The organism is Flavobacterium sp. 38-13, from assembly GCF_001899155.1.
Classification (GTDB): Bacteria; Bacteroidota; Bacteroidia; order Flavobacteriales; family Flavobacteriaceae; genus Flavobacterium; species Flavobacterium lindanitolerans.
In genome coordinates this window covers 1-22015 of the sequence record NZ_MKVG01000021.1, presented here as the reverse complement: position 1 = coordinate 22015, position 22015 = coordinate 1, and the positions used below count along the sequence as shown (strand labels likewise).

Annotated in this window: 14 protein-coding genes; 4 read left to right on the top strand and 10 right to left on the bottom strand. The window is 38.1% G+C overall.

The window, feature by feature from the left end:
- The 3 genes from BGO88_RS16225 to BGO88_RS16215 form a co-directional block, all read right to left on the bottom strand.
- Positions 1–2010: a fumarate reductase/succinate dehydrogenase flavoprotein subunit gene (locus BGO88_RS16225; protein WP_056067617.1), complete on the bottom strand. Its 2010-nt coding sequence runs from the start codon at positions 2008–2010 to the stop codon at positions 1–3.
- A 14-nt stretch (positions 2011–2024) separates the two neighbouring features.
- Positions 2025–2843 carry a succinate dehydrogenase cytochrome b subunit gene (locus BGO88_RS16220; protein WP_286707584.1) on the bottom strand — a complete coding sequence of 273 codons (819 nt, stop codon included), beginning with the start codon at positions 2841–2843 and terminating at the stop codon, positions 2025–2027.
- A 229-nt stretch (positions 2844–3072) separates the two neighbouring features.
- Positions 3073–3924, bottom strand: coding sequence for a ChaN family lipoprotein (locus tag BGO88_RS16215; protein WP_286707583.1), 852 nt, complete (start codon positions 3922–3924; stop codon positions 3073–3075).
- Between the two features lie 211 nt (positions 3925–4135).
- Between BGO88_RS16215 and BGO88_RS16210 the strand changes: the two genes are divergently transcribed.
- The 3 genes from BGO88_RS16210 to BGO88_RS16200 all read left to right on the top strand — a co-directional run bounded on the left by BGO88_RS16210 (position 4136) and on the right by BGO88_RS16200 (position 7127).
- Complete coding sequence (locus tag BGO88_RS16210) at positions 4136–4726, top strand: Crp/Fnr family transcriptional regulator (protein ID WP_056068439.1); 591 nt, start codon at positions 4136–4138, stop codon at positions 4724–4726.
- Positions 4727–4797: 71 nt separating this feature from the next.
- Positions 4798–6090, top strand: coding sequence for an aminopeptidase P family protein (locus tag BGO88_RS16205; protein WP_056067612.1), 1293 nt, complete (start codon positions 4798–4800; stop codon positions 6088–6090).
- Between the two features lie 254 nt (positions 6091–6344).
- Positions 6345–7127, top strand: a complete 783-nt coding sequence (locus BGO88_RS16200) for an alpha/beta fold hydrolase (RefSeq protein WP_286707582.1) — start codon at positions 6345–6347, stop codon at positions 7125–7127.
- Here BGO88_RS16200 and BGO88_RS16195 read toward each other — a convergent pair.
- From BGO88_RS16195 to BGO88_RS16175, 5 genes are all read right to left on the bottom strand, one after another.
- Positions 7124–9886 (bottom strand): PD-(D/E)XK nuclease family protein, encoded by a 2763-nt coding sequence (locus tag BGO88_RS16195; RefSeq protein ID WP_286707581.1) that lies wholly within the window; start codon positions 9884–9886, stop codon positions 7124–7126. The genes BGO88_RS16200 and BGO88_RS16195 overlap by 4 nt on opposite strands.
- A 62-nt stretch (positions 9887–9948) precedes the next feature.
- Entirely contained in the window at positions 9949–11358 is a 1410-nt protein-coding gene (locus tag BGO88_RS16190; RefSeq protein WP_286707580.1) for an OmpA family protein, read from the bottom strand.
- 110 nt (positions 11359–11468) lie between these two features.
- Positions 11469–12662, bottom strand: a complete 1194-nt coding sequence (gene kbl, locus BGO88_RS16185; protein WP_056067603.1) for a glycine C-acetyltransferase — start codon at positions 12660–12662, stop codon at positions 11469–11471.
- Between the two features lie 65 nt (positions 12663–12727).
- Positions 12728–15883, bottom strand: coding sequence for a UvrD-helicase domain-containing protein (locus tag BGO88_RS16180; RefSeq protein ID WP_286707579.1), 3156 nt, complete (start codon positions 15881–15883; stop codon positions 12728–12730).
- 1 nt (position 15884) lies between these two features.
- Positions 15885–17387: a hypothetical protein gene (locus BGO88_RS16175; RefSeq protein ID WP_286707578.1), complete on the bottom strand. Its 1503-nt coding sequence runs from the start codon at positions 17385–17387 to the stop codon at positions 15885–15887.
- 243 nt (positions 17388–17630) lie between these two features.
- Between BGO88_RS16175 and BGO88_RS16170 the strand changes: the two genes are divergently transcribed.
- Positions 17631–18239, top strand: coding sequence for a superoxide dismutase (locus BGO88_RS16170; RefSeq protein WP_056067599.1), 609 nt, complete (start codon positions 17631–17633; stop codon positions 18237–18239).
- Between the two features lie 457 nt (positions 18240–18696).
- Here the strand turns inward: BGO88_RS16170 and BGO88_RS16165 are convergent, their stop codons facing one another.
- Positions 18697–20595: an amidophosphoribosyltransferase gene (locus BGO88_RS16165; protein WP_286707577.1), complete on the bottom strand. Its 1899-nt coding sequence runs from the start codon at positions 20593–20595 to the stop codon at positions 18697–18699.
- A 156-nt stretch (positions 20596–20751) separates the two neighbouring features.
- On the bottom strand, positions 20752–21681 hold the full coding sequence (locus tag BGO88_RS16160; RefSeq protein WP_286707576.1) for a PfkB family carbohydrate kinase: 930 nt from the start codon (positions 21679–21681) through the stop codon (positions 20752–20754).
- Between the last annotated feature and the right edge of the window lie 334 nt (positions 21682–22015).

Sequence of the window (22015 nt, the reverse complement as noted above, 5' to 3'; positions counted from 1 at the left end):
TTATTTGTAATTACGAGCCGCAATTTTTATAAATTCATAATTCAGTTCTTCTTTGTGGAGTACTTCTTTATTGATGTCGCTTCCCTGGTATTCCCATGCTCCAACAAACTTAAAGTTTTCGTCATCACGTAGGGTTTCTCCTTCAGCATCCTGATACTCCTCACGGAAATGTCCTCCACATGATTCTTTTCTTTGCAAGGCGTCCATTGCCATCAATTGTCCTAATTCCATGAAATCAGCTACTCTAAGTGCTTTTTCCAATTCAGGGTTCAATTCATCTGCACTTCCGGGAACGTATACTTCTTTGTAAAATTCTTTACGCAAAGCATCAATTTCTGCTACTGCTTCTGACAGACCTTTTTCGTTTCGTCCCATTCCTACTTTATTCCACATGATGTTTCCTAAAGCTTTGTGGAAATGGTCTACTGATTTTGTACCATTATTGTTGAGGAAGAAGTTAATCGAGTCTTTCACTCTTTTTTCGGCCTCGTCAAATTCCGGTGAATTGGTAGGAATTTTTCCGGTACGGATTTCATCAGCTAGGTAGTTAGAAACCGTATATGGCAATACGAAATATCCGTCAGCCAATCCCTGCATCAAAGCAGAAGCTCCTAATCGGTTTGCACCATGGTCAGAGAAGTTTGCTTCTCCAGCTACGAAACAACCCGGAATTGTAGACTGCAGGTTATAATCTACCCAAACACCACCCATTGTGTAGTGAACGGCAGGATAAATTTTCATTGGAGTTTCATATGGGTTTTCGTCGGTAATTTTTTCATACATCTGGAAAAGGTTACCGTATTTTTCTTCTACCCACTGTTTTCCTAATTTGATTATTTCTTCATCTGTAGGATGGTGATTTCCTTGTGCATAAGCTGCCTGACGGCCTTTGCTCTTAATTTCAGAAGCAAAGTCAAGGTAAACTCCTTCATTCGTGTCGTTGGCTTCAATTCCGAAACCGGCATCGCAACGCTCTTTTGCAGCTCTTGAAGCCACGTCACGAGGCACTAAGTTACCAAATGCAGGATATCTTCTTTCTAAGTAGTAATCTCTATCTTCTTCGGCAATTTGTGTCGGTTTCAATTTTCCGGCACGAATTGCTTCTGCATCTTCTTTCTTTTTAGGCACCCAGATTCTTCCTGAGTTACGCAATGATTCTGACATCAGAGTCAGTTTCGATTGGTTGGTTCCATGAACCGGAATACAGGTTGGGTGAATTTGTACATAACAAGGGTTAGCAAAATAAGCTCCCTGTTTGTGGATTTTCCAGGCTGCAGTTACGTTACTTCCCATTGCATTTGTAGAAAGGAAATATACGTTTCCATATCCACCGGAAGCAATGATAACGGCATGTGCAGAATGTCTTTCGATTTCACCGGTAATCAGGTTACGGGCAATGATTCCTCTTGCTTTTCCATCAACTTTTACCAGGTCAAGCATTTCATGACGGTTGTACATTTCAACACGTCCTAAACCAATTTGTCTTGACAGGGCTGAATAAGCTCCCAAAAGCAACTGCTGTCCGGTTTGTCCGGCAGCATAAAAAGTACGCTGTACCTGTGTTCCTCCAAAAGAACGGTTGTCCAGCAATCCGCCATAATCGCGGGCAAAAGGCACACCTTGTGCTACACACTGGTCGATGATATTTCCGGAAACTTCGGCAAGACGGTGAACGTTTGCTTCTCTTGCACGGTAATCTCCTCCTTTTATCGTATCATAGAATAAGCGATAAATACTATCGCCATCGTTTTGGTAATTTTTAGCGGCATTGATACCTCCCTGAGCTGCAATGGAGTGGGCTCTACGTGGAGAATCCTGGAAACAAAATGCTTTCACATTGTATCCCATCTCCCCTAAAGAAGCAGCAGCAGAAGCTCCAGCCAAACCTGTACCAACAACAATCACATCAATTTTAGGCCTGTTATTAGGCGCTACCAATTTAAGATGATTTTTATGGTTGGTCCATTTTTCTGATATATGTCCTTCTGGAATTTTAGAATCTAAACTCATATCTTGTTCGTGTGTTATTTAGCAAAAAAGTGAATGTAAACCGGAATAATTGCGAAAAGAAGCGGTACGATAACCGAAAAGGCTTTACCGAAACCTTTAATTACTCCGTTATATTTTGGGTTATTTGCTCCTAATGATTGGAATGCGCTGGCAAAACCATGCCATAAGTGGAAAGACAATACGAACATTGCAATTACATATAGTATTGTTGCGATTAGGCCGTATTCAGAGTCTTTAAAGAATTCAAAAGTAATTTTATGCAAATCTTTATAGCCCTCGCCTATTTTAAGTCCGCTTTTAGAGTCAAAAAACTCTGTTCTGTGTTCAATTTTCACATCACCGCTAGTCACAAATTCCTGAGGAATGTAACTACCATCAACCATCACATACACCTGTGAATCACCATTTGCAACAGACTGCAATGGCATATTCTTATCAAAATGCATTACCGCCCAAAAGTTAACCATGTGCGTTACGATAAAAACCAAAATCAAGGTTCCTAAAACCGCCATGTTTCTTGAAGCCCATGTTGAATTTGCTGAAGGATTTTCCATTGCATACCGGATAGGCCTTGCTTTTCTGTTTTGAACAGTCAGGAGAATACCGTCTACTGCGTGAAAAAGAATTGAAATGTACGTCAGGTAAGAAAGCAGCTTTACCACGGGGTTTGTGGTCATAAACAATGCATATTGATTGAAGTGCAGTGCATCGCTAAAAATCAATTGCAGGTTTCCAGCTAAATGTCCTACTAAAAACAAGCATAAAAATAAACCTGTTAGAGCCATCCAGTACTTTTTTGCCAGTGATGACTTTAAGATTGCAGATTTTGCCATAAGAGTTGTTTGTGTGTTTTAAAAAATCACACAAAAATAACGCATATTCAAATTAACTACAACCTTTTCGGATTATTTATAATCAGTATAAAGTGAATATCTTTTGCAGTAAAAGAGGCTTAAAATTTCATTACCAATAATTTTAAGCGTCAATAATTACTAAAAGAAAAATAAATCGCAAAAAACACCTCTTTCAATTACGTTAAAATCAGTCGGAATTCCAGTATTTTTAGAAAGTTTTGGTCACATCTTCGTCGGTTACGATTATAAAATCGGCCAACTTTAGATTTTCTTTTTCGATTTTCGAGATATCTTTTTGAGAAACCGTAGCAATGGTCATTATTTTCAAACTCGGATTTTGACGTTTCAAATACCAATTAATCCCTTCGAAATTATCGCTGTGATAGGTTCCGTTATAGTGCACAAAAACCGTATTTGGCTTTAAATTTTTTAAAATAAAATACGCCATTGTAGCATCTTTTACCGCCTGTGCTTTTGGCATATTTTCATGGGCATGGTCGCCCATCATACTAAGCATTTTTACATATCCGGGAAGATTCTTATCATAGGCTATTGGCAAAGGCGCTATCCATGTTTTTTCCTTTGCAGACAGTTTGTCTAATGCTTCAAAACCTTGTTTGTACACCAAACTGGCATATCTTCTCGGGATATTAGCCGCCACAAAGGTCAGGTTTTTAGATTTTGCAAAATCCACCAACGGCTTATAGTCGGTTTTGTGGTTGTTCCAAAGCCTTGCCAAAGTGTCGAATGCTTTTTGATTGATTTCTCCTTTCAAATATTGGTTGAGTTGCTTCTGGTTATCTGCTTCTATCATTTCTGCACCCAGAACCAATGACTTTTTTTCCGCCAGGTCTTTCGTAAATTCCAGCTGTAGCCAGTGTACAACAGAATTATCATGGTGTTCTCCAAACAAAACAACTTCAGCATCTCCTGCTTCTTTCAACATTTTTTTATAAGTCGTTTTCTTCCCGTTTTTATCATACAATTGGTACGGAAGCTTGTCCTGAGCTACTAAATTGAACGAAACGGCCAGAGCAAGTATGTGGAAAAAATATTTCATTTTGTGCGTTTTAAAATCTAGCGCTAAAATAGCCATAAATAGGCCGACAGCAAAATGAAAAAACCGAATTACCAATTTCTCTAAAGCCCGGTTTTAAATCTGTAAAAATCCTATTATCTGCTGTTTGCCATTATTGAAATTGCCTTTTTTTATTATAAAATGCAGAATACCGGTTTACCAGACTTCACTATTTTTAGGTAATTTTGCTTTTATGAAAACAGCTCCTTCTATTTTTTTAGACTATCTCACGGTATTTTCCAATACTGATGATGATTCATTTCCGGAGTTGCTTGAAAAATCAAAAAACGCCTTTACTTATCTGCCTTTAAAGAAAAACGACTTTTTTGTAAAAGAAGGTGAGATTTGCCAACATTTCTGCTATATCGAAAGCGGCATTCTGCAACATGCTATTATGGTTGATGGTGAAGAAAAAACAACCTATCTGGCATTGCGCAATTCTGTCACCAGCTCCTTAAACAGCTTTTTATTTGGGAAACCATCCCGAAAAAGCATCAAGGCGATTTCAGATTGCGGTTTGTGGATTGTAGACCTGCCTACTTTTAAAAACCTGATTGAAAACAACGAGGCTTTTCACCAGTTTTATTACAATCTGATTGAAAAACAGCTCTGCCTTATCGATGATTACCGTATTGACCTCCTAACCTTATCTCCGGAAGAACGTTACAGAAAACTACTTTCAACAGAACCCAAACTGCTTCAGGAGGTCCCTTTGCATTACCTGGCTTCTTTTCTCGGGATTTCTTCCCGACACATGAGCCGTATTCGAAAAAACATAAAATAACGCCATTTGGCTACTTGCCAAAAAATATCTTTCGCTACTTTTGGGAATACAATCTTCAAAAGTTTTTATTTATGAAATACCATCAGATAGACCGTCAGCTTTTTATCAAAAACCGACAAAAGTTCACGGCTCATATGAAACCAAACAGTGTTGCCGTTTTTAATTCCAATGACATTTATCCTGTTTCTGCAGACAGCACGCTGCCTTTTGCCCAACATAGAGATATTTTTTATTTAAGCGGCATTGACCAAGAAGAAAGCATACTGCTTCTTTTTCCGGATGCACCATACGAACACTTAAAGGAAATTCTTTTCCTAAAAGAAACAAACGAACATATTGCCATTTGGGAAGGCGAAAAACTAACCAAAGAAAGAGCTTTTGAGGTTTCCGGAATCAAAACCGTAATCTGGTTGCAGGATTTTCATAAGACCCTAAAAGAAATTATGGCTTATGCCGACACGATATATATCAACACCAATGAACACTATCGTGCAACGATTGAAACCGAAACCCGTGAAGCCCGTTTTGTAAAATGGTGGAAAGAAAATTATCCTGCCCATAAAGTAGAAAAATCAAATCCGATCCTGCAACGCCTGCGTTCTGTTAAAGAAAGTGAAGAAATTGACCTGATTCAGCAAGCCTGCAACATCACGGAAAAAGGATTCAGAAGATTATTGTCTTTTGTAAAACCTAACGTAACGGAATATGAAATTGAAGCCGAACTGATTCATGAGTTTATCCGAAACCGTTCCAAAGGATTTGCCTATACGCCAATTATTGCTTCCGGAAATAACGCAAACGTATTGCATTATATCGAAAATAATCAGCAGTGTAAGGCAGGCGATTTAATCTTGCTGGATGTGGCTGCTGAATATGCCAATTATTCCAGCGACCTGTCCAGAACGATTCCTGTTTCAGGCCGTTATACTGAAAGACAGAAAGCTGTTTATAATGCCGTGTTGAGAGTGAAAAATGAGGCTACGAAAATGCTTGTTCCGGGAACGCTTTGGAAACAATATCATGTAGAGGTTGGTAAATTGATGACTTCCGAATTATTAGGATTAGGACTAATTGATAAAGCCGATGTACAAAATGAAAATCCGGATTGGCCGGCCTATAAAAAATATTTCATGCACGGAACTTCTCACCACATGGGATTGGACACGCACGATTACGGTTTACTTCACGAACCGATGCAAGCCAATATGGTATTTACCGTAGAACCCGGAATTTATATTCCTGCTGAAGGATTCGGTATCAGGCTGGAAGATAATGTTGTTGTACAGCAAAGCGGGGAACCGTTTAACCTGATGCGAAATATTCCTATTGAAATTGAAGAAATTGAAAGTTTGATGAATCAGTAGATTTTAGATTGCAGATTTGTGATTTATGATTGTAGATTTATGATTTAAGACTTTGGACTTGAGACTTTGGACTTGAGACTTGAGACTTTAGACTTAAAATTTTGAAGGCGGCTTGCTGATTGCGGGCCGCTTTTTTTTTGCCACAGATTAAGAGATTTTGATGATTCTTGAATCTGTGTTAATCCTTTAATCTGCGGCAAAAAAATATAATTTTTAAAAAAAGGAATTTACCTTTGCAAAACAAACTAAGCGCTTTGAAACAGATAATCTACAAAAACACAACTATTTCTTATACTGATTCCGGGAAGGGAACTGCTATTGTATTGCTTCATGGTTTTCTGGAAAACAGTAGCATGTGGACACATTTTATTCCTGAATTTTCTAAGAAATACAGGATTATCTGCATTGATTTGTTAGGTCATGGAGCGACTGAACCAATGGGTTATGTGCATTCTATGGAAGATAATGCCGATGCCGTTCATGCAGTATTATCAGAGCTAAAAATCAGAAAGGCTGCTTTTGTAGGACATTCAATGGGCGGCTATGTTGCGCTGGCTTTTGCCGAATTGTATCCTGACGCCGTCAAAGGAATTGTTTTACTCAATTCAACATCCAGAGCCGACAGTGACGAGCGCAAAGCAAATCGTGACCGCGCCATCAAAGCAGTAAAACAGAATTATACTAATTTTGTCCGCCTTTCTATAGCCAATCTGTTCAGCGAAAATAACCGCGAAAGACTGGCTGATGAAATTGAAAACGTAAAAGAAGAGGCCCTAAAAACACCTTTGCAAGGAATAGTAGCATCTCTTGAAGGCATGAAAATCAGAAAGGATCGTGAAGTTATATTGCATTTTGCTCCTTATCCAATTTTATTGGTTCTTGGCAAAAGCGATCCGGTCTTAAATTATGATGAGAACATTGAACAGATAGAAAATACTTCGGCAAAATTGCTTTCTTTCCCTGACGGACACATGAGCCCTATTGAAAACCGCGAACAGCTCAAGAAAGAATTGCTGGATTTCTTTAAAAGCATTTAAAGTTTTTCCCTAAAAGGAATATCCTTATCCAGAATTTCATTTAAAAGCAAGACCAGCTGTTCAATATAGTTACCGGATATTTCTTCATTTACGACTGAAATTTCGGTTTTATCAATTTTAAACTGAAATGGCAGGAAGCCCGATTTCAGGTTTTTAAACGAAATAATCCCAACTTCTATTTCTTGCCCTTCCAAATGAGGCTCATACATAAAGGCATACGCCAATACCTGGATAATCTTGTCATTTTTTATTTCCTCTGTCAGCTTGTCCCATTGTTTTAGCGTAACTTCTTTACCATCGACTTTACCCGTCTTGTAATCGATAATTCTGATTTTTCCGTTTCGTTGTTCTATCCTGTCTACATTTCCTTTAATCAATACCGGATAAGGCAGATCTGGATGCTCCAAAAGCCTTTCATAAGTATGTTCCAAGGCGACTATCTTTACAGCATTATCATCACTTTTTTCAATTTCCTGCAATTCCAGTTTTAGGAAATTAAGAACGTTCCTTTTCGCTACTTCAAAAGCAAGTAGGTTTCGTCCCTTTTTGATTTCTCCTTCTTTGTAAACAATCTTAAATTGCTTCAGCACTTCCTCATCAATCTTCTTTATGCAATTTTTGATGTCCTCTGCCGATAAAAATTTACCGATGTAAGGTTCATACAAAACACGCAATGTTTCGTGTATGATGGTTCCCAATGTATTTAAGGCGATATTCTCTTCAACTTCTTCTACTTCACTAATGCGAAGAATCTTTTGCGTATAGAACTGTATCGGGTTTCGGATATAGCTTGTCAAAGCCGATGGTGAAAAGCCTTTTTCCGCAATTTCTTTAAGGCGCTGCATTACGCTTTCCGATTTCGGTATTACTATGGGGCGATAGGCCACATCAGGCAAAGCAGCGTTGTAAATTTCATGCGTTATGTTATGGTTTTTCTGTTTTTCGACCTCCAACTGAGTAATGAACCGGCTCTTTTCTCCACCATCCAATCCTTCACTTTCTGTATTGTAAAGCAGATAGATGTTTTTTGCCCTTTGCAGCAAATGATAAAAGTGATAGGTATAGATAGCGTCTTTTTCTTTAAACGTTGGCAATCCCAATTCCCGTTTGACATCATAAGGTATAAATGAATTTTGGGATTTTCCCGCAGGAAATTTTCCTTCGTTCATTGAAGTAACGATAACCGTTTCAAAATCCAGAACACGGCTTTCGAGCACACCCATAACCTGTAATCCGTTAAGCGGCTCACCTTCAAAAGAAACTTCGGCCAGGTCAATAATTTGCTTATAAACCGCAAAAAGGGTTTCTATGGTGTCAATATGCCTGTGTTTTGAATAATAATTTATTAGCTTATTGATTACCTTAAAAATGGAATATACGAATGCCTTTGTTATTTTTTCTCCTTCATCATCATTACTCAAATTGGATTTTATCTGAAGTAAGAGACCGGAAATCGTTTCCAAAACCGGCATTGAACCCTTGTCCCATTTTCGGAATAGCAATAAAAACAAATCGCTTTGGCTCTGATTCAGCTCAAAAAGCTTGTTATAGGTAATAAAGGTATAATTATTCTGATTGATGGTATTGACCAGGTCGGATGTTTTTGAATAAGGTTCAATTAACGGATGCGTGAGTACATCCAAAACATCTTTATAATAGAAAACGTAACTGTTCGGATTTCTGGAAAGTGCATTGGAATGCAGCTTAAACAGTTTTGCTATTAAAATTTGGGCAGGATTATTTTTCCCTGAATATCCCATTGTTATGTTCATTGCAGCTACAGAAGACGGCAGGGAATAGAGCAACGGCACCAGCAGATTTTCTTCTCCCAGTACAACTGCTGTTTTATTTAATGTGGTTTCTTTTCCGGCATGTTCTTCCACAATTTTCCCTGCAATTTTTGCCTGACCAATAGTTTTGGGCGTGCCAATTATCTGTATGTTTTTATGCTGCTTAAAATCATCTACAATCCATTCAAAGGGATGGCTTTTGTAATGTTTCCAGTTTTCTTTGAAACGTCTTAAAAATAGTCCGGCATCATGGAATGGGTCGTTTAGGAAGGTTTCGTCGGCATCCCAAAAAATTCTGGCTTTTTCGGTTGCCAATAAATGCTGTACGATTTTTTCTTCGGAAGCATTCAGGGCATTGAATCCGGCAAAAAGAAATTCTTTCCTGCCAATGGCATTTGTGAAATGATTGAGGTTCTTAACAGATTCTCTGTAAATCAACCCCTGATAGCCAATTCCTTTATTTAAGAGATGGCTGTATAATTCTTCATAATATTTAGGAAGCAGACTCCAAAACTGAAGGTAATTATCAATCATTGGAGTTCTTTTCTCGGCATCTACAGACCAATGTTTGATGTCTTCAATGTCCTTGAGATAGGAAAGCACATGGTTGGGTTCTAAAAGATACCTGTCTATTTCATTAAAATCCTGTAAGAGGGTTTTGGCCCAGTTGGCAAACAATTCAAAAGGCTGCTGTTTTTCTTTGCTGGTAATACTCAGATACACCTCATAGAATTCAAATACGAGTTCGATACTGTCAATAGAACGGATTCCGGCTATGTCCTGAATAAAGTCTTCAATACTGATAATTTTAGGAGCAAAAATGGTGTTTTCGGTCTTATTTCTTAAGGCTTCAATAAGAAAAACCTTAGCTCTTTTGTTTGGCAATACGACTACCAGATTGGACAAGGTGTTGGTACTCCCATCCACTATTATAGAAGCGATTTTATCTAAAAACGTAGTTTCTGCCATAGGATAAAAATAAAAAAACGCCCCGATAAATCGAGGCGTTTTTAAAACTATTTAGGTTAAAATTAATCTTTGATCAATTTTACTTCAACTCTTCTGTTGTTAGCTTTACCTTTAGCAGTTTTGTTAGTATCGATTGGTCTAGTTTCACCGAAACCTGTAGATCTCAATCTAGAAGATTCGATTCCGTTTTCAATCAAGTAGTTTTTAACTGCTGCAGCTCTGTTTTCAGAAAGCGTTTGGTTTAACGCGTTAGAACCGTCGCTGTCAGTGTGTCCTTCAATAGAGAATCTTGAAGTTGGGTATTCTTTAAGGATAGCGTTGATAGCTTCCAATACTGGCATAGTTTCTGGTTTGAATGTAGACTTACCGCTGTTGAACAAGATAGTTTTAGCGTAAGCATTCAATTTGTTAACCTGCTCTTCAGTGATTTCTGGACAACCGTGGTTAGCAACTGTACCTTTCACATCTGGACATCTGTCATCTTTATCGAATACACCGTCACCATCTCTATCTGGCCATGGGCATCCACCATTTTCTTTTGGTCCTTTAACATCTGGACATTTGTCAACATTGTCAGCAACACCGTCACCGTCTCTGTCTGGACATCCGTTCATAGCTTTAGTACCTGCTTCGTTTGGACAAGCATCATCTTTATCAGGAATACCGTCACCGTCAGTATCAGGACATCCTTGGAAAGCTGCTAAACCAGCAACTTCTGGACAAGCGTCATCTTTATCAGGAATACCGTCACCGTCAGTATCAGGACATCCTTGGAATTGTTTTAGACCAGCCTGGTCTGGACAAGCATCATCTTTGTCATAGATTCCGTCACCGTCAGTATCTTTACCTCCAAATTTGAAAGTAAGACCTGCAAAGTGCTGGATGTGAGTTGGAACGTCTCCGTTTGGACGTCTCAAGTTCTCATCAAATGAGTGCTTGTAAGTAGATTGAAGTGTCAAACCTACAGTTTCTGTAAACCATAAAGTCAAACCTAAACCTCCGTTTACTGTTCCGTAGCTAGCATCACCAAAGAAAGTGTAACCACCTCCAACGTGAGCGAAAGGATCAATAACTTTAGAGTTGATCAAGTCCATGAAGCTGTACTTAATAACACCATCAACTGCGTAATACATCAAATCACCAGGATTAGTAGTTTCAAAAGTAGTGTAAGTTCCAGGAACTTTATTCACAAATTTATCAATTCTGTTCACAGATCCTGTTACTCCGAAAGAGAATCCAGAACCTATGTATCTAGATACATTCAAATAAGAAACTGAAGGCAAAATGTTCCAGTTGTCTTTTGCATTGAAAAAATTCGAAAACTGATCTTCAAATTTCTGAGCTGCACTAAATCTTGTATCTACAGCATTAGCTCCAAAGGAAATAGCCCATGGATTGTCGCTATCCTGTGCATTGGCATTTAAGCCTACAGCTAACAACATAGCAGCAAAAATTTTGTTTAGATGTTTCATACTTAATTTTATTAGATTACAATACGTTAATTAAGACAAAAGTAATATGTTAAAAGGTAATTACAAAGATTTATGTTAAAAAATTAACTCAAATTTAGTTAAAACTCATTTTATATTACATTTAACCTTTTTCCTACAGTCGTAAATGCCTGAATAGCAGCATCTAAGTGTTCTTTTGTATGTGCTGCGGAAAGTTGTACACGAATCCTAGCTTTGTCTCTTGGCACAACCGGAAAGAAAAATCCTATTACATAAATTCCTTCTTTTAACAATTCATTGGCCATATTTTGTGATAATTTGGCATCATAAAGCATTACAGGAACAATGGCAGAATCTCCATCTATTATATCAAAACCGGCTTCTTTCATTCCTTTTTTAAAGTAATTGGTGTTCCATTCCAGCTTATCTCTCAAAGTAGTATCTTTTTCTAAAAGTTCAAAAACCTTGATTGACGCACCTACGATTGAAGGCGCCAAAGAATTTGAAAACAAATAAGGTCTTGAACGTTGGCGCAACAGTTCAATGATTTCTTTTTTGGCTGTTGTGTAACCGCCCATAGCACCACCCAAAGCTTTTCCGAGTGTTCCCGTAACGATGTCCACTCTTCCCATCACACCTTTGGCCTCCAGGGTTCCTTTTCCTGTGGCACCTATAAATCCTGCAGCATGGCATTCGTCTACCATTACCAAAGCATCATATTTATCTGCCAGGTCACAAATCTTGTCTAATGGCGCCACTAATCCGTCCATGGAGAAAACACCGTCAGTAACGATAATCTTAAAACGATGGCCGGCTTCATTTGCTTTGATTAGCTGCTGCTCCAGGTCTTCCATGTTACTGTTTTCATAACGGTAACGTGCGGCCTTGCACAAACGGACACCGTCTATAATGGAGGCATGGTTTAAAGAATCGGATATAATCGCATCATTTTCACCGAATAAAGGTTCGAAAACACCTCCGTTCGCGTCAAACGCTGCGGCATATAAGATAGTATCTTCGGTTCCGTAAAAATCGGCTATCTTTTTTTCCAAAGTTTTGTGGATGTCCTGTGTTCCGCAGATAAAGCGAACGGACGACATTCCGAAACCGTGTGTATCCAAAGCATCTTTGGCTGCCTGAACCACTTCCGGATGCGACGATAGTCCGAGATAGTTATTGGCGCAGAAGTTCAATACTTTTTCTCCTGTCGAAATTGTGATTTCTGCTCCTTGAGGCGAAGTAATTATTCTTTCTTTTTTGAAAATCCCATTGTCTTCTATGGTTTGCAATTCTTCTTGCAGATATTGCTGGATTTTTCCGTACATATTTTCTGTATTTGGTTTTTATTTTTCGATGCCAGGTATCGTTCGATATATGGCTTTTCCTGATTTTACAAATTTACTACATTTACTTCTTCTCCGATATATACCAATGCTTTTTTGGCAACCTGAAATCCCATTTTTTCTATTGCCTGTTCGTAGGCTTCCAACTGTTGCAGGTATTTCCGGTTGTGAGAACCGGTTTTATAGTCAAGCAGGTATACTTTATTATCTTGCGCCATAACCATTCTGTCCGGCTTGATAGGTGTTCCTTCTTTCCGGATAATAGTTTGCTCATTCATGACATTATTGCCTTCTGCAAAATAATCCATAAGTTCCGGATGGCCCAGTATCAGGGAAATGGTTTTGGCCACCTCTTCTTGCTGGCTTTCAACTATCAGTCCGTTTTCTATTGCTTTGGTGAGTGCCAGCCCGACATCGGAAGCGGTTCCGATATACGAAAGTATTTCATGGACAATATTCCCATATTCAATAGCCTTTTGCTGATGTGTTCCCCACATTAAGGATTCACGCTGGGCAATCTTTATGTTTTTGGGGTCCAGTACTTCCCTGACAAAAGGAATTTTTCGTGCCTCTTCCCCGATTGGACTTTTATGGGAGATTCTTTCCGGGCTTCCAATTTCATATTCATGCTTTTGGATGTCGAAACCGACAAATTTTTCGAGATAATTTATAAAAAAAAGCGCCATGTTATTTTTAGGCAATTCTCCTTTTGCAGAAAGGTTCATGCTTGAAATAATATAAAGCTGTTCTTCGGCACGGGTCAGCGCTACATAGAGTACGTTGACATTGTCAAGCAAATCTTCCTGTTTTTTTTGCTGATAGACTAAAGAAGCTTCTTCTCCAAAACCTTCAACAGCACTGCTGTTATCAATCAACACCCTTGGCAATTCAGAAATATTATCTTCACTGTCCAGCCATAATTTGTCTTTAGGCCGTCTGGAATAATCTTCTTCCGCAAACGGAAAAATTACTACCGGAAACTCCAATCCTTTGGATTTGTGGATGGTCAGGATGCGAACTGCATTTTTTCCTTCAGGAGACGGAATACTGAATTTATGGCCATTTTTCTCCCAATAAGAGAGAAAATCTGTAATGCCTGCCTGGTTTTTGATATCTCTTTCCAAAACCAAATCAAGAAAATACTGAATGTAGGCATTGTTCTGTTTCAGATTTATAAACTTTGATATGATACTTTCTACGGCTTCATATAACGACTTTCTTCTAAGCTCCTGAAACGACAGCGAAATATCAAACGACATCAGCCAATTTTCGAACTCTTTTTCATTTCTGTTTTCCATACCCTGGAAAATAAAGTCATGAACCGGCAATTGTTTCTGTACATATTCTCCTATATATTGTAGCAAATAGGCTTTTGCTTCAAGATTGCTGCTGTTGTTCAGATAGCGGAGCACATTCAGTATGAAGATGACTTCGGTAGCGTTTTCAATCATCAAGGTTTCAGAAGAAAGAATAGGTATTCCCTGCTCTGTCAGATATCCGGCCACGGCTATTCCCTGGTCGCGCCTTCTTGTCAGTATAGCTATGTCTTTGTATTCAAATCCTTGTGCAAGCGATTTTTTGATGGCAACCAGTGTCGCCTGTACATACTGTCTGGTTTTGTCTGGAGTTTCTTCGTCGTCACCTTCCGCTTTTTCAATTTTAGGTAGAAAGGAAATATTGATATAACCGCCAATTTTGGAGTTATGTTCCTGATGGCTATGGTTTTCATAAAGATTTTTATAATCCGGATTGGTAAACTGTTCCGATATCATCTTGAAAAATCCGTTATTGAACTGAATGATTTCTGAATAACTTCTGAAATTCCTGTCCAGATGTTCAATTTTCTTATCCGGATTGTTAAACGGATTATGTTCCTTGCTCAATTCGATAAACTGTTCTGCCTTACCGCCGCGCCAACGGTAAATAGATTGTTTTGGATCACCTACAATCATTAGCGAGCCTCTTTCTCCCTGCAAATCTTCACTGGAAAGCGCATTGTCAATTAGCGGGATAAGGTTCTGCCATTGCATTTCTGAAGTGTCCTGAAATTCATCAATAAAAAAATGCTTGTATTTTTCACCCAGCCTTTCGTAGATAAAAGGCGCCGGCTGATTTTGGATTTCTTTGTAGATGATGGCGTTAAACTCCGAAATCGACAGTATGTTCTGCTCCTTCTGAATTTTTGACAATTCCTGGCTTACCGTATTGAGCAATGACAGCGGTGTGATATTTTTCAGAAAAGCCATATAAAAGGCCATTTTTTCCTGATTTTTATAAACCCGTTTTAAAAGGGAAAGCAGTTCGGGAATGATGCCTTCAATAATTTCCTTGTCTTTTGCCGTTTTATTTATTTTAATGTCTTCGGCTTCGTGATAGGTTTTGTTTTTGGGGTTGAACCTGCCTTCTCTGATGCTTTGCAGGTGTTTGGGGAAATAGCCTCCTGAAAAGGATTTTTCATCTACTCCCGCCGCCGTTATTACAGCAATGGCTTCTTGTGCCAAAACGGCACATTCTGCTTCAAGGTCTGTAACTATCTGTTGGATTTTCTTTTTTATTTCTACGAACTCTGAAATGGATTTATCCTGGAAATGGACAATTTCATTCCGGTTGTTTTCATTGAGCAGGAGTTTTCCGGTGTCAAGAATTTCTCTTGTCACGTCCCAGCTTTTGTCATCATCGGTTTTTTCCATCGTAAAATCCACCAAAAGCTTCGTGAGTGTTTCATCTTCTCCGGCTTGTGCAATAATAGCATCTACGGCTTCCGTCAAAAGATTATCGGTTTCTAACGAAACGTCAAAAGTGATAGGCAAGCCAAGGTCATGTGCAAAGGCACGGATGACCTTATGGGTAAACTTGTCTATTGTAGAAATATCAAACGAAGCATAATTATGGATGATGTTTTTGATAATCTGCCTGGCTTTTATTTTAATATCAGTGGCATTCAACGCGGTTTCCTGCTGTATGGCCTCCATGAGTTCTACCGCTTTTGGAGCGGGTTCGTCTTTAGCAAATTCTGAAAGACTGGAAACAATCCTGCTTTTCATCTCGCCTACGGCCTTATTGGTAAAAGTAATGGCAAGGATATTCCTGTAAGCATCATTTTTGGGTGATGTCAGGAGTATTTTCAGGTATTCTTTTACCAGCGTAAAAGTTTTTCCGGAACCGGCTGAAGCGTCATATAAGGTGAATGCGGTTTTGTGCATTTTATTCTTTTATCAGTTTTTTCTCTAACAACATGCCTTTTAATTGTGTGCCTCCCCAACCTTGGGAAAGGTTTTTATTAACAGCCAATGTATTGACAACTTCTACATTAATTGTGTCTTCATTATAGTCAAACAATGTTTTTACAATTTCCAGATAGGTATATGGATTACTTTCGATTCTTAATCTTTCAAAAAGTGGTACTACAAATATTGGATTTTTAAGCTTCAAAGCATACTTAGTGTACAATGGAAAATCATGCACATTTGCCTGTCTTATTTTATTGCTGATTACTTCCAATGCGATTTCTTTTTCATTTGCTATCACCAAGTTCAACATTAATTCTTCCCTGTTTTCTATTTCTGAAAATTTCTTTCTATCCAGATCGAGGTTAGGATTTTTAATCTCTGAAGTTATTTCAAATTCTTTTCTTATATTTTTATAGGCTCTTTTTGGATCCAAATCCAGCAAATGTTTAAGGGCTTTTAACGTATAAATATTTTCTTCTTCCCAAAGCTTCCATAACAAATCATCATAAAGAGGGCAAGGGGAATTTTCTATTGCGTCATACACAAATCCAAGATGATATTTTCGCACGTTTGTGTAAACGATTTTTGCAAAAGGCAATTGGAGCAACTCGAATGCTTCTCGATTTTTATATCTGGCTATTGCATTATAAAGTGATTCCCATTCATTACTAAAGTACTCTTTGCCAAAAGTCTCACTTTGCCTTTCTTTTAGAAAAGGAAAAAAAGCAGGATGTGGAAATTCTTGAATTGCAAGATAAGTGGCATACAACCTCTCATCTTCATTAATCTCTGTTTTAATTTTATGAAAGCCCAGAATAAGCTGCAAATCTTCTTCTTTTTTGTATTCCGCAAGTTTCGGTAATGCCGTATCGTTTTTTTCTTCAACCACTAACTTTCTTAGTAAAGGATAATTCTGAGCGTTGATTTGCAAAGATTGTATCGCCTTTTGTCGAGCATAGGAGTCATTTTTACCTACTATAAGCAGACTGTCTATTTCTTTTTGCTGCTGGCTATTTAGTTGGTATGTATAAAAATTCAACTTATAATCTTTTTGCTCAACAGTTCTTATAAAAAAATCGGCAACTGATTCGCTACTTATAATACAGCCTGATTGGCTTTCAACAAATTCATTGTCCTGAATATGATCTTTTACTATTTTAAATATATCGACAGTTTCTTTTAGCTTTTCATCTGACGTTAATCCAATAAAAGCATAACATCTTACAGCTCCATTTGGATAACTTGTTAAAACAGCTAATTCTTTTGGAGTAGCTATTTTTATTAGTTTTTCATAATTCTCATATTGCTCAGATATCTTTCCCACTCCATCACCTTCTTCTTTGACAACATTAATTTTTTCAATCTTTTTTACAATTTTTAAGACCTTGTTTGAAATTTTAGACTTATCATAGGTATATTGCCCATATACAGAAAAACTGACCAAAAAGAGAATTGAGAAAAAATGGCTGATTTTCATGTCTTGAATATTAATAAACAAAATTGTTTGTTGCCTTTACAGCTAAAACGAACTTTTGTATCTTTTTGTTATTAAATTACATAATTTCCTTTTGAAAAATACAGTTTTTTACTTGATTCCCTGTGTTTTCTAGGATATTATCATTTTCCCTAATATAATTATAACAAAATAGTATTTCTTATTCCAAAGTTAAATGTTTAAATTTGAATAAAATATTTATTAATCTGAATAAAAATATATATTATGGCTTTTGAATTACCAAAATTACCGTATGCTTATGATGCACTGGAACCGCATATCGATGCTAGAACAATGGAAATCCACCATACAAAGCACCATAATGCTTACACAACTAACCTGAACGCGGCTATTCAAGGCACTGACCTAGATGGTTTGACTATTGAAAACATCCTTATCAATCTTGACAAAAAGAATGCGGCTGTTAGAAATAATGGCGGCGGCTACTACAACCACAATTTATTCTGGAAGGTAATGTCTCCAAACGGTGGCGGACTTCCAAAGGGTGACCTTTTGGATGCCATTGAAAAAGATTTTGGAACTTTTGAAGAGTTTAAGGCTAAATTCTCAAAGGCGGGAGCTACGCAATTTGGTTCAGGATGGGCCTGGCTTTGTGTTCACAAAGGCGGTAAATTGGAGGTTTGCGGTACTCCTAACCAGGACAACCCTTTAATGCCGGACGTAGGTTGCGGAGGTACTCCAATTTTAGGAATGGATGTTTGGGAACATGCTTATTACCTGAATTATCAAAACAGAAGACCTGATTATATCGAGGCTTTTTTCAATGTAATTAATTGGGAAGAGGTTGCGAGAAGATATGCTATGGAGAAATAATATTTTCCCCCTTATTTTAACGAGAAAACGTCCTGACTGTTCAGGGCGTTTTTATTTTTTACAGAGGTTTATAAAAATAAAAAAGGCGGAATTGCTTCCACCCTTTTTGCCCCAAATCTACCATAAACTTAACCTACTAATGCTATGGTCCTACGAAAGTAAGGGCATTTGTTTTGCCCTGCAATTATTTCTGTTAAAGCGTACAAATAATCGATAAAGTGCGGGAATTTGTTAAGAAAAAGGATTTTAACACCTGAAAACCTAAGTATATTGGGGAATGAGAAGTATATAAAATAAAAAAGGCGGAATTGCTTCCACCCTTTTTGCCCCAAATCTACCATAAACTTAACCTACTAATGCTATGGTCCTCCAAATATAAGATAATTTGCGCCAACAGACAAAATTAAATAGATTAACTATTTCATAAAGTCGACCAACTGCATTATTTCGTCTGATTTTAGTATGCTCTCGAATCTTTTCCTTCGTAAAAATTCATGAAGGCTCTGTTGACCACCCTGTTTCCTCCCGGAGTTGGATAATTTCCTGTGAAATACCAATCGCCCAGATTTTTAGGACAGGCAACATGAAGGTTTTCGACCGATTGGAAAATAATCTTTACTTCGGCCTTAATGCCTTCCGAACTCAACATTTGTGCAATCTTGTCTGAGATTTCTTCCGGCTGAAACGGAGCATATATTTCATTGACATAATTAATCACATCTATATCCTTAAAGTTTTCCTGTGCCTTACATTTGGCATAGACTTCATCCACAATATGATACAGGTTTCTTTCTTTCAAAAGCTCTAAAGCCGCCTGAAAAGCAACCAAGCCCTCAAGTTTGGCCATATCAATACCATAACAATCCGGATAGCGGATTTGTGGTGCTGAAGAGACTATCACAATCTTTTTAGGATTCAGCCTGTCCATCATTTTTAGGATACTTTTCTTTAGCGTGGTTCCCCTTACGATACTGTCGTCGATAATAACAAGGTTATCATCCGGCTTAATTACGCCATAGGTAACATCATAAACATGGGCAACCAAATCATCACGGCTGCTGTCTTCCGTAATAAACGTTCGCAGCTTGGCATCCTTGATAGCTACTTTTTCAGTACGTATCTTAACGGCAAGCAACTGTTGCAGCGTTTCCTTGGTTAGCGTATTCCTATTTTCGAGTATGTAATTGTTTTTTCTCTGATTAAGAAAATCCTGGGCGGCTTCCACCATTCCGTAGAAAGAGGTTTCTGCCGTATTTGGAATATAGGAGAAAACCGTGTTGTCAGTGTCCTGATCAATTGCTTCCAGCACGGCAGGAAGAATCAGTTTTCCTAAATCTTTTCTTTCCTGATAGATTTCCGCATCGCTGCCTCTGGAGAAGTAAATCCTCTCAAAGGAACAGGCTTTCTTCTCTACCGGAGCAATAATTTCTTCTTTGGATACTTTACCGTTTTTCTTGATAATTAAAGCATGACCCGGATCAAGTTCCTGTACTTTGTCAAACGACACGTTAAAAACCGTCTGAATTACCGGTCTTTCTGAAGCTACTACTGTAATTTCATCGTCTTCATAGAAATAGGCCGGACGAATTCCTGCAGGATCTCTGAAAACAAAAGCATCACCATGTCCAAAAAGGCCTGCCATTGCGTAACCTCCATCCCAGCCTTTTGAAGCTCTGCGGAGTATTTTGGCAACATCTAATCTTTCAGCAATAATTGGAGAGGCATCTCTTTTGGAAAACCCTTCATTTTTACAATCCTGATAAAGACCTGTCACTTCATCATCTAGAAAGTGACCTATCTTTTCCATTACAGTAACAGTATCTGCCATTTCTTTTGGATGCTGCCCCAATTCAACAAGACTGTCGAAAAGTTCCTTCACATTGGTCATGTTGAAGTTTCCGGCTACAATAAGATTTCTATGCATCCAGTTGTTCTGGCGCAGGAACGGGTGTACGCTCTCTATACTGTTTTTCCCGAAAGTTCCGTAACGCACATGGCCCAAAAAAAGCTCTCCTATATAAGGTATATTTTTTTTCTGAAGCGCTACGCTTTCGGCATATTCCGGATGATTGGATAATTCGTCATTAATGCGGGCATTGATTTGGGCAAAAACATCCTGAATCGGTTGTGGGTCATTGGATCTGACACGGCTGATATACCTTTCGCCCGGCTCAACATCAAATTTGATACTGGCAAAACCTGCTCCATCCTGTCCTCTGTTGTGTTGCTTTTCCATCAGGAGATACATTTTCTGTACTCCATAAAAAGCCGAACCGTATTTTTCTTTATAAAACTCTAACGGTTTTTTCAATCTTAAAAGGGCTATACCACACTCGTGTTTTAAAGCGTCGCTCATTGTGTTGTTGTGTTGTTGTAGTTGTCGTATTATTAAAGCAATTCTTGTACCAATTTGTTTTTCAAGTCTTTGTGGCAGTTATAAAGTTTTATATGGCATAAAAACTTTATTATATAAATAAAAAAAAGCCCCATCATGAGGCTTCGGTCTTATCCGCTATTCTTCCAATACGATATCGAACTGGGTGAGGGCCTTAAACTGTTGCAGTCTTTCCTGCACTTCAGTTTTGCTCAGGTTTTCCATTCTTTGCGTCCCGAATTTTTCTACACAGAAGGAAGCCAGGTTCGAACCGTAGATAATTGCATTTTTCATGTTTTTGAAAGATATGTTTTCACTCTGCGTAATATATCCTGCGAATCCACCTGCAAACGTATCTCCCGCTCCGGTCGGGTCAAAAACTTCTTCCAATGGCAATGCCGGTGCAAAGAAAATTTCTTTACCATGGAAAAGTAATGCTCCGTGTTCGCCTTTTTTGATTACGACATATTCCGGACCCATTGTATGAATTTTTGCTGCCGCTTTTACCAAAGAATATTCCCCTGTAAGCTGTCTTGCTTCTTCGTCGTTGATTGTAATCACATCAACACGCTTCATTACTTCCAATAATTCTGGTAGTGCGCAATCCATCCAAAAATTCATCGTGTCCAACACAACCAATTTTGGTTTCTTCTCCATCTGGTCCAAAACACTTGCCTGAACCAACGGGTGCAGGTTGCCCAACATTACAACATCAGCATCTTTGAAATCCTGAGGAACTTTTGGCTGAAAATCGGCCAATGTGTTTAGTTGTGTATCTAATGTATCTCTCGAATTAAGATCGTTATGGTAGCGTCCGCTCCAAAAGAAAGTCTTGCCTCCTTTTACGATTTCCAATCCTGAAATGTCAATATTTCTTGCTGTCAGCAAATCCAAATACTCTTGAGGAAAATCATCACCCACAACAGAAACTATGGCAGATTTAAGGTTAAAAAACGAAGCGGACAATCCGATATAAGTTCCTGCTCCCCCTAAAATTTTATCTGTCTTCCCGAAAGGAGTTTCTATAGCGTCGAAAGCAACTGTTCCAACAATCAGTAATTTATTCATATTTAGATTTTCGAATTAAGGCGCAAAGATACTTTATAACTTGCAAACATGCAATGTTGTTGTTTTATAAACTTTTTTACTCGAAATCAAAATAGGCTCCCATCATAAACTTTAACAATTTTTACAGATTTTATGTAACGGGAGTTTTCCGCATGGACCTAGATTTGCCAAGAAATATATTTTTATTCGTAAAATGTTACATTTCTATAATAAAAATTTATTTCTTTGCGTTTTAAGACAAATTAACAGGACTTAACTTAAACAACTACAGGCACATGAAACCCAACAGACCCTTCCCGGCCAGCCTGGCTGCCGGACTGTGCTTCCTGCTTTC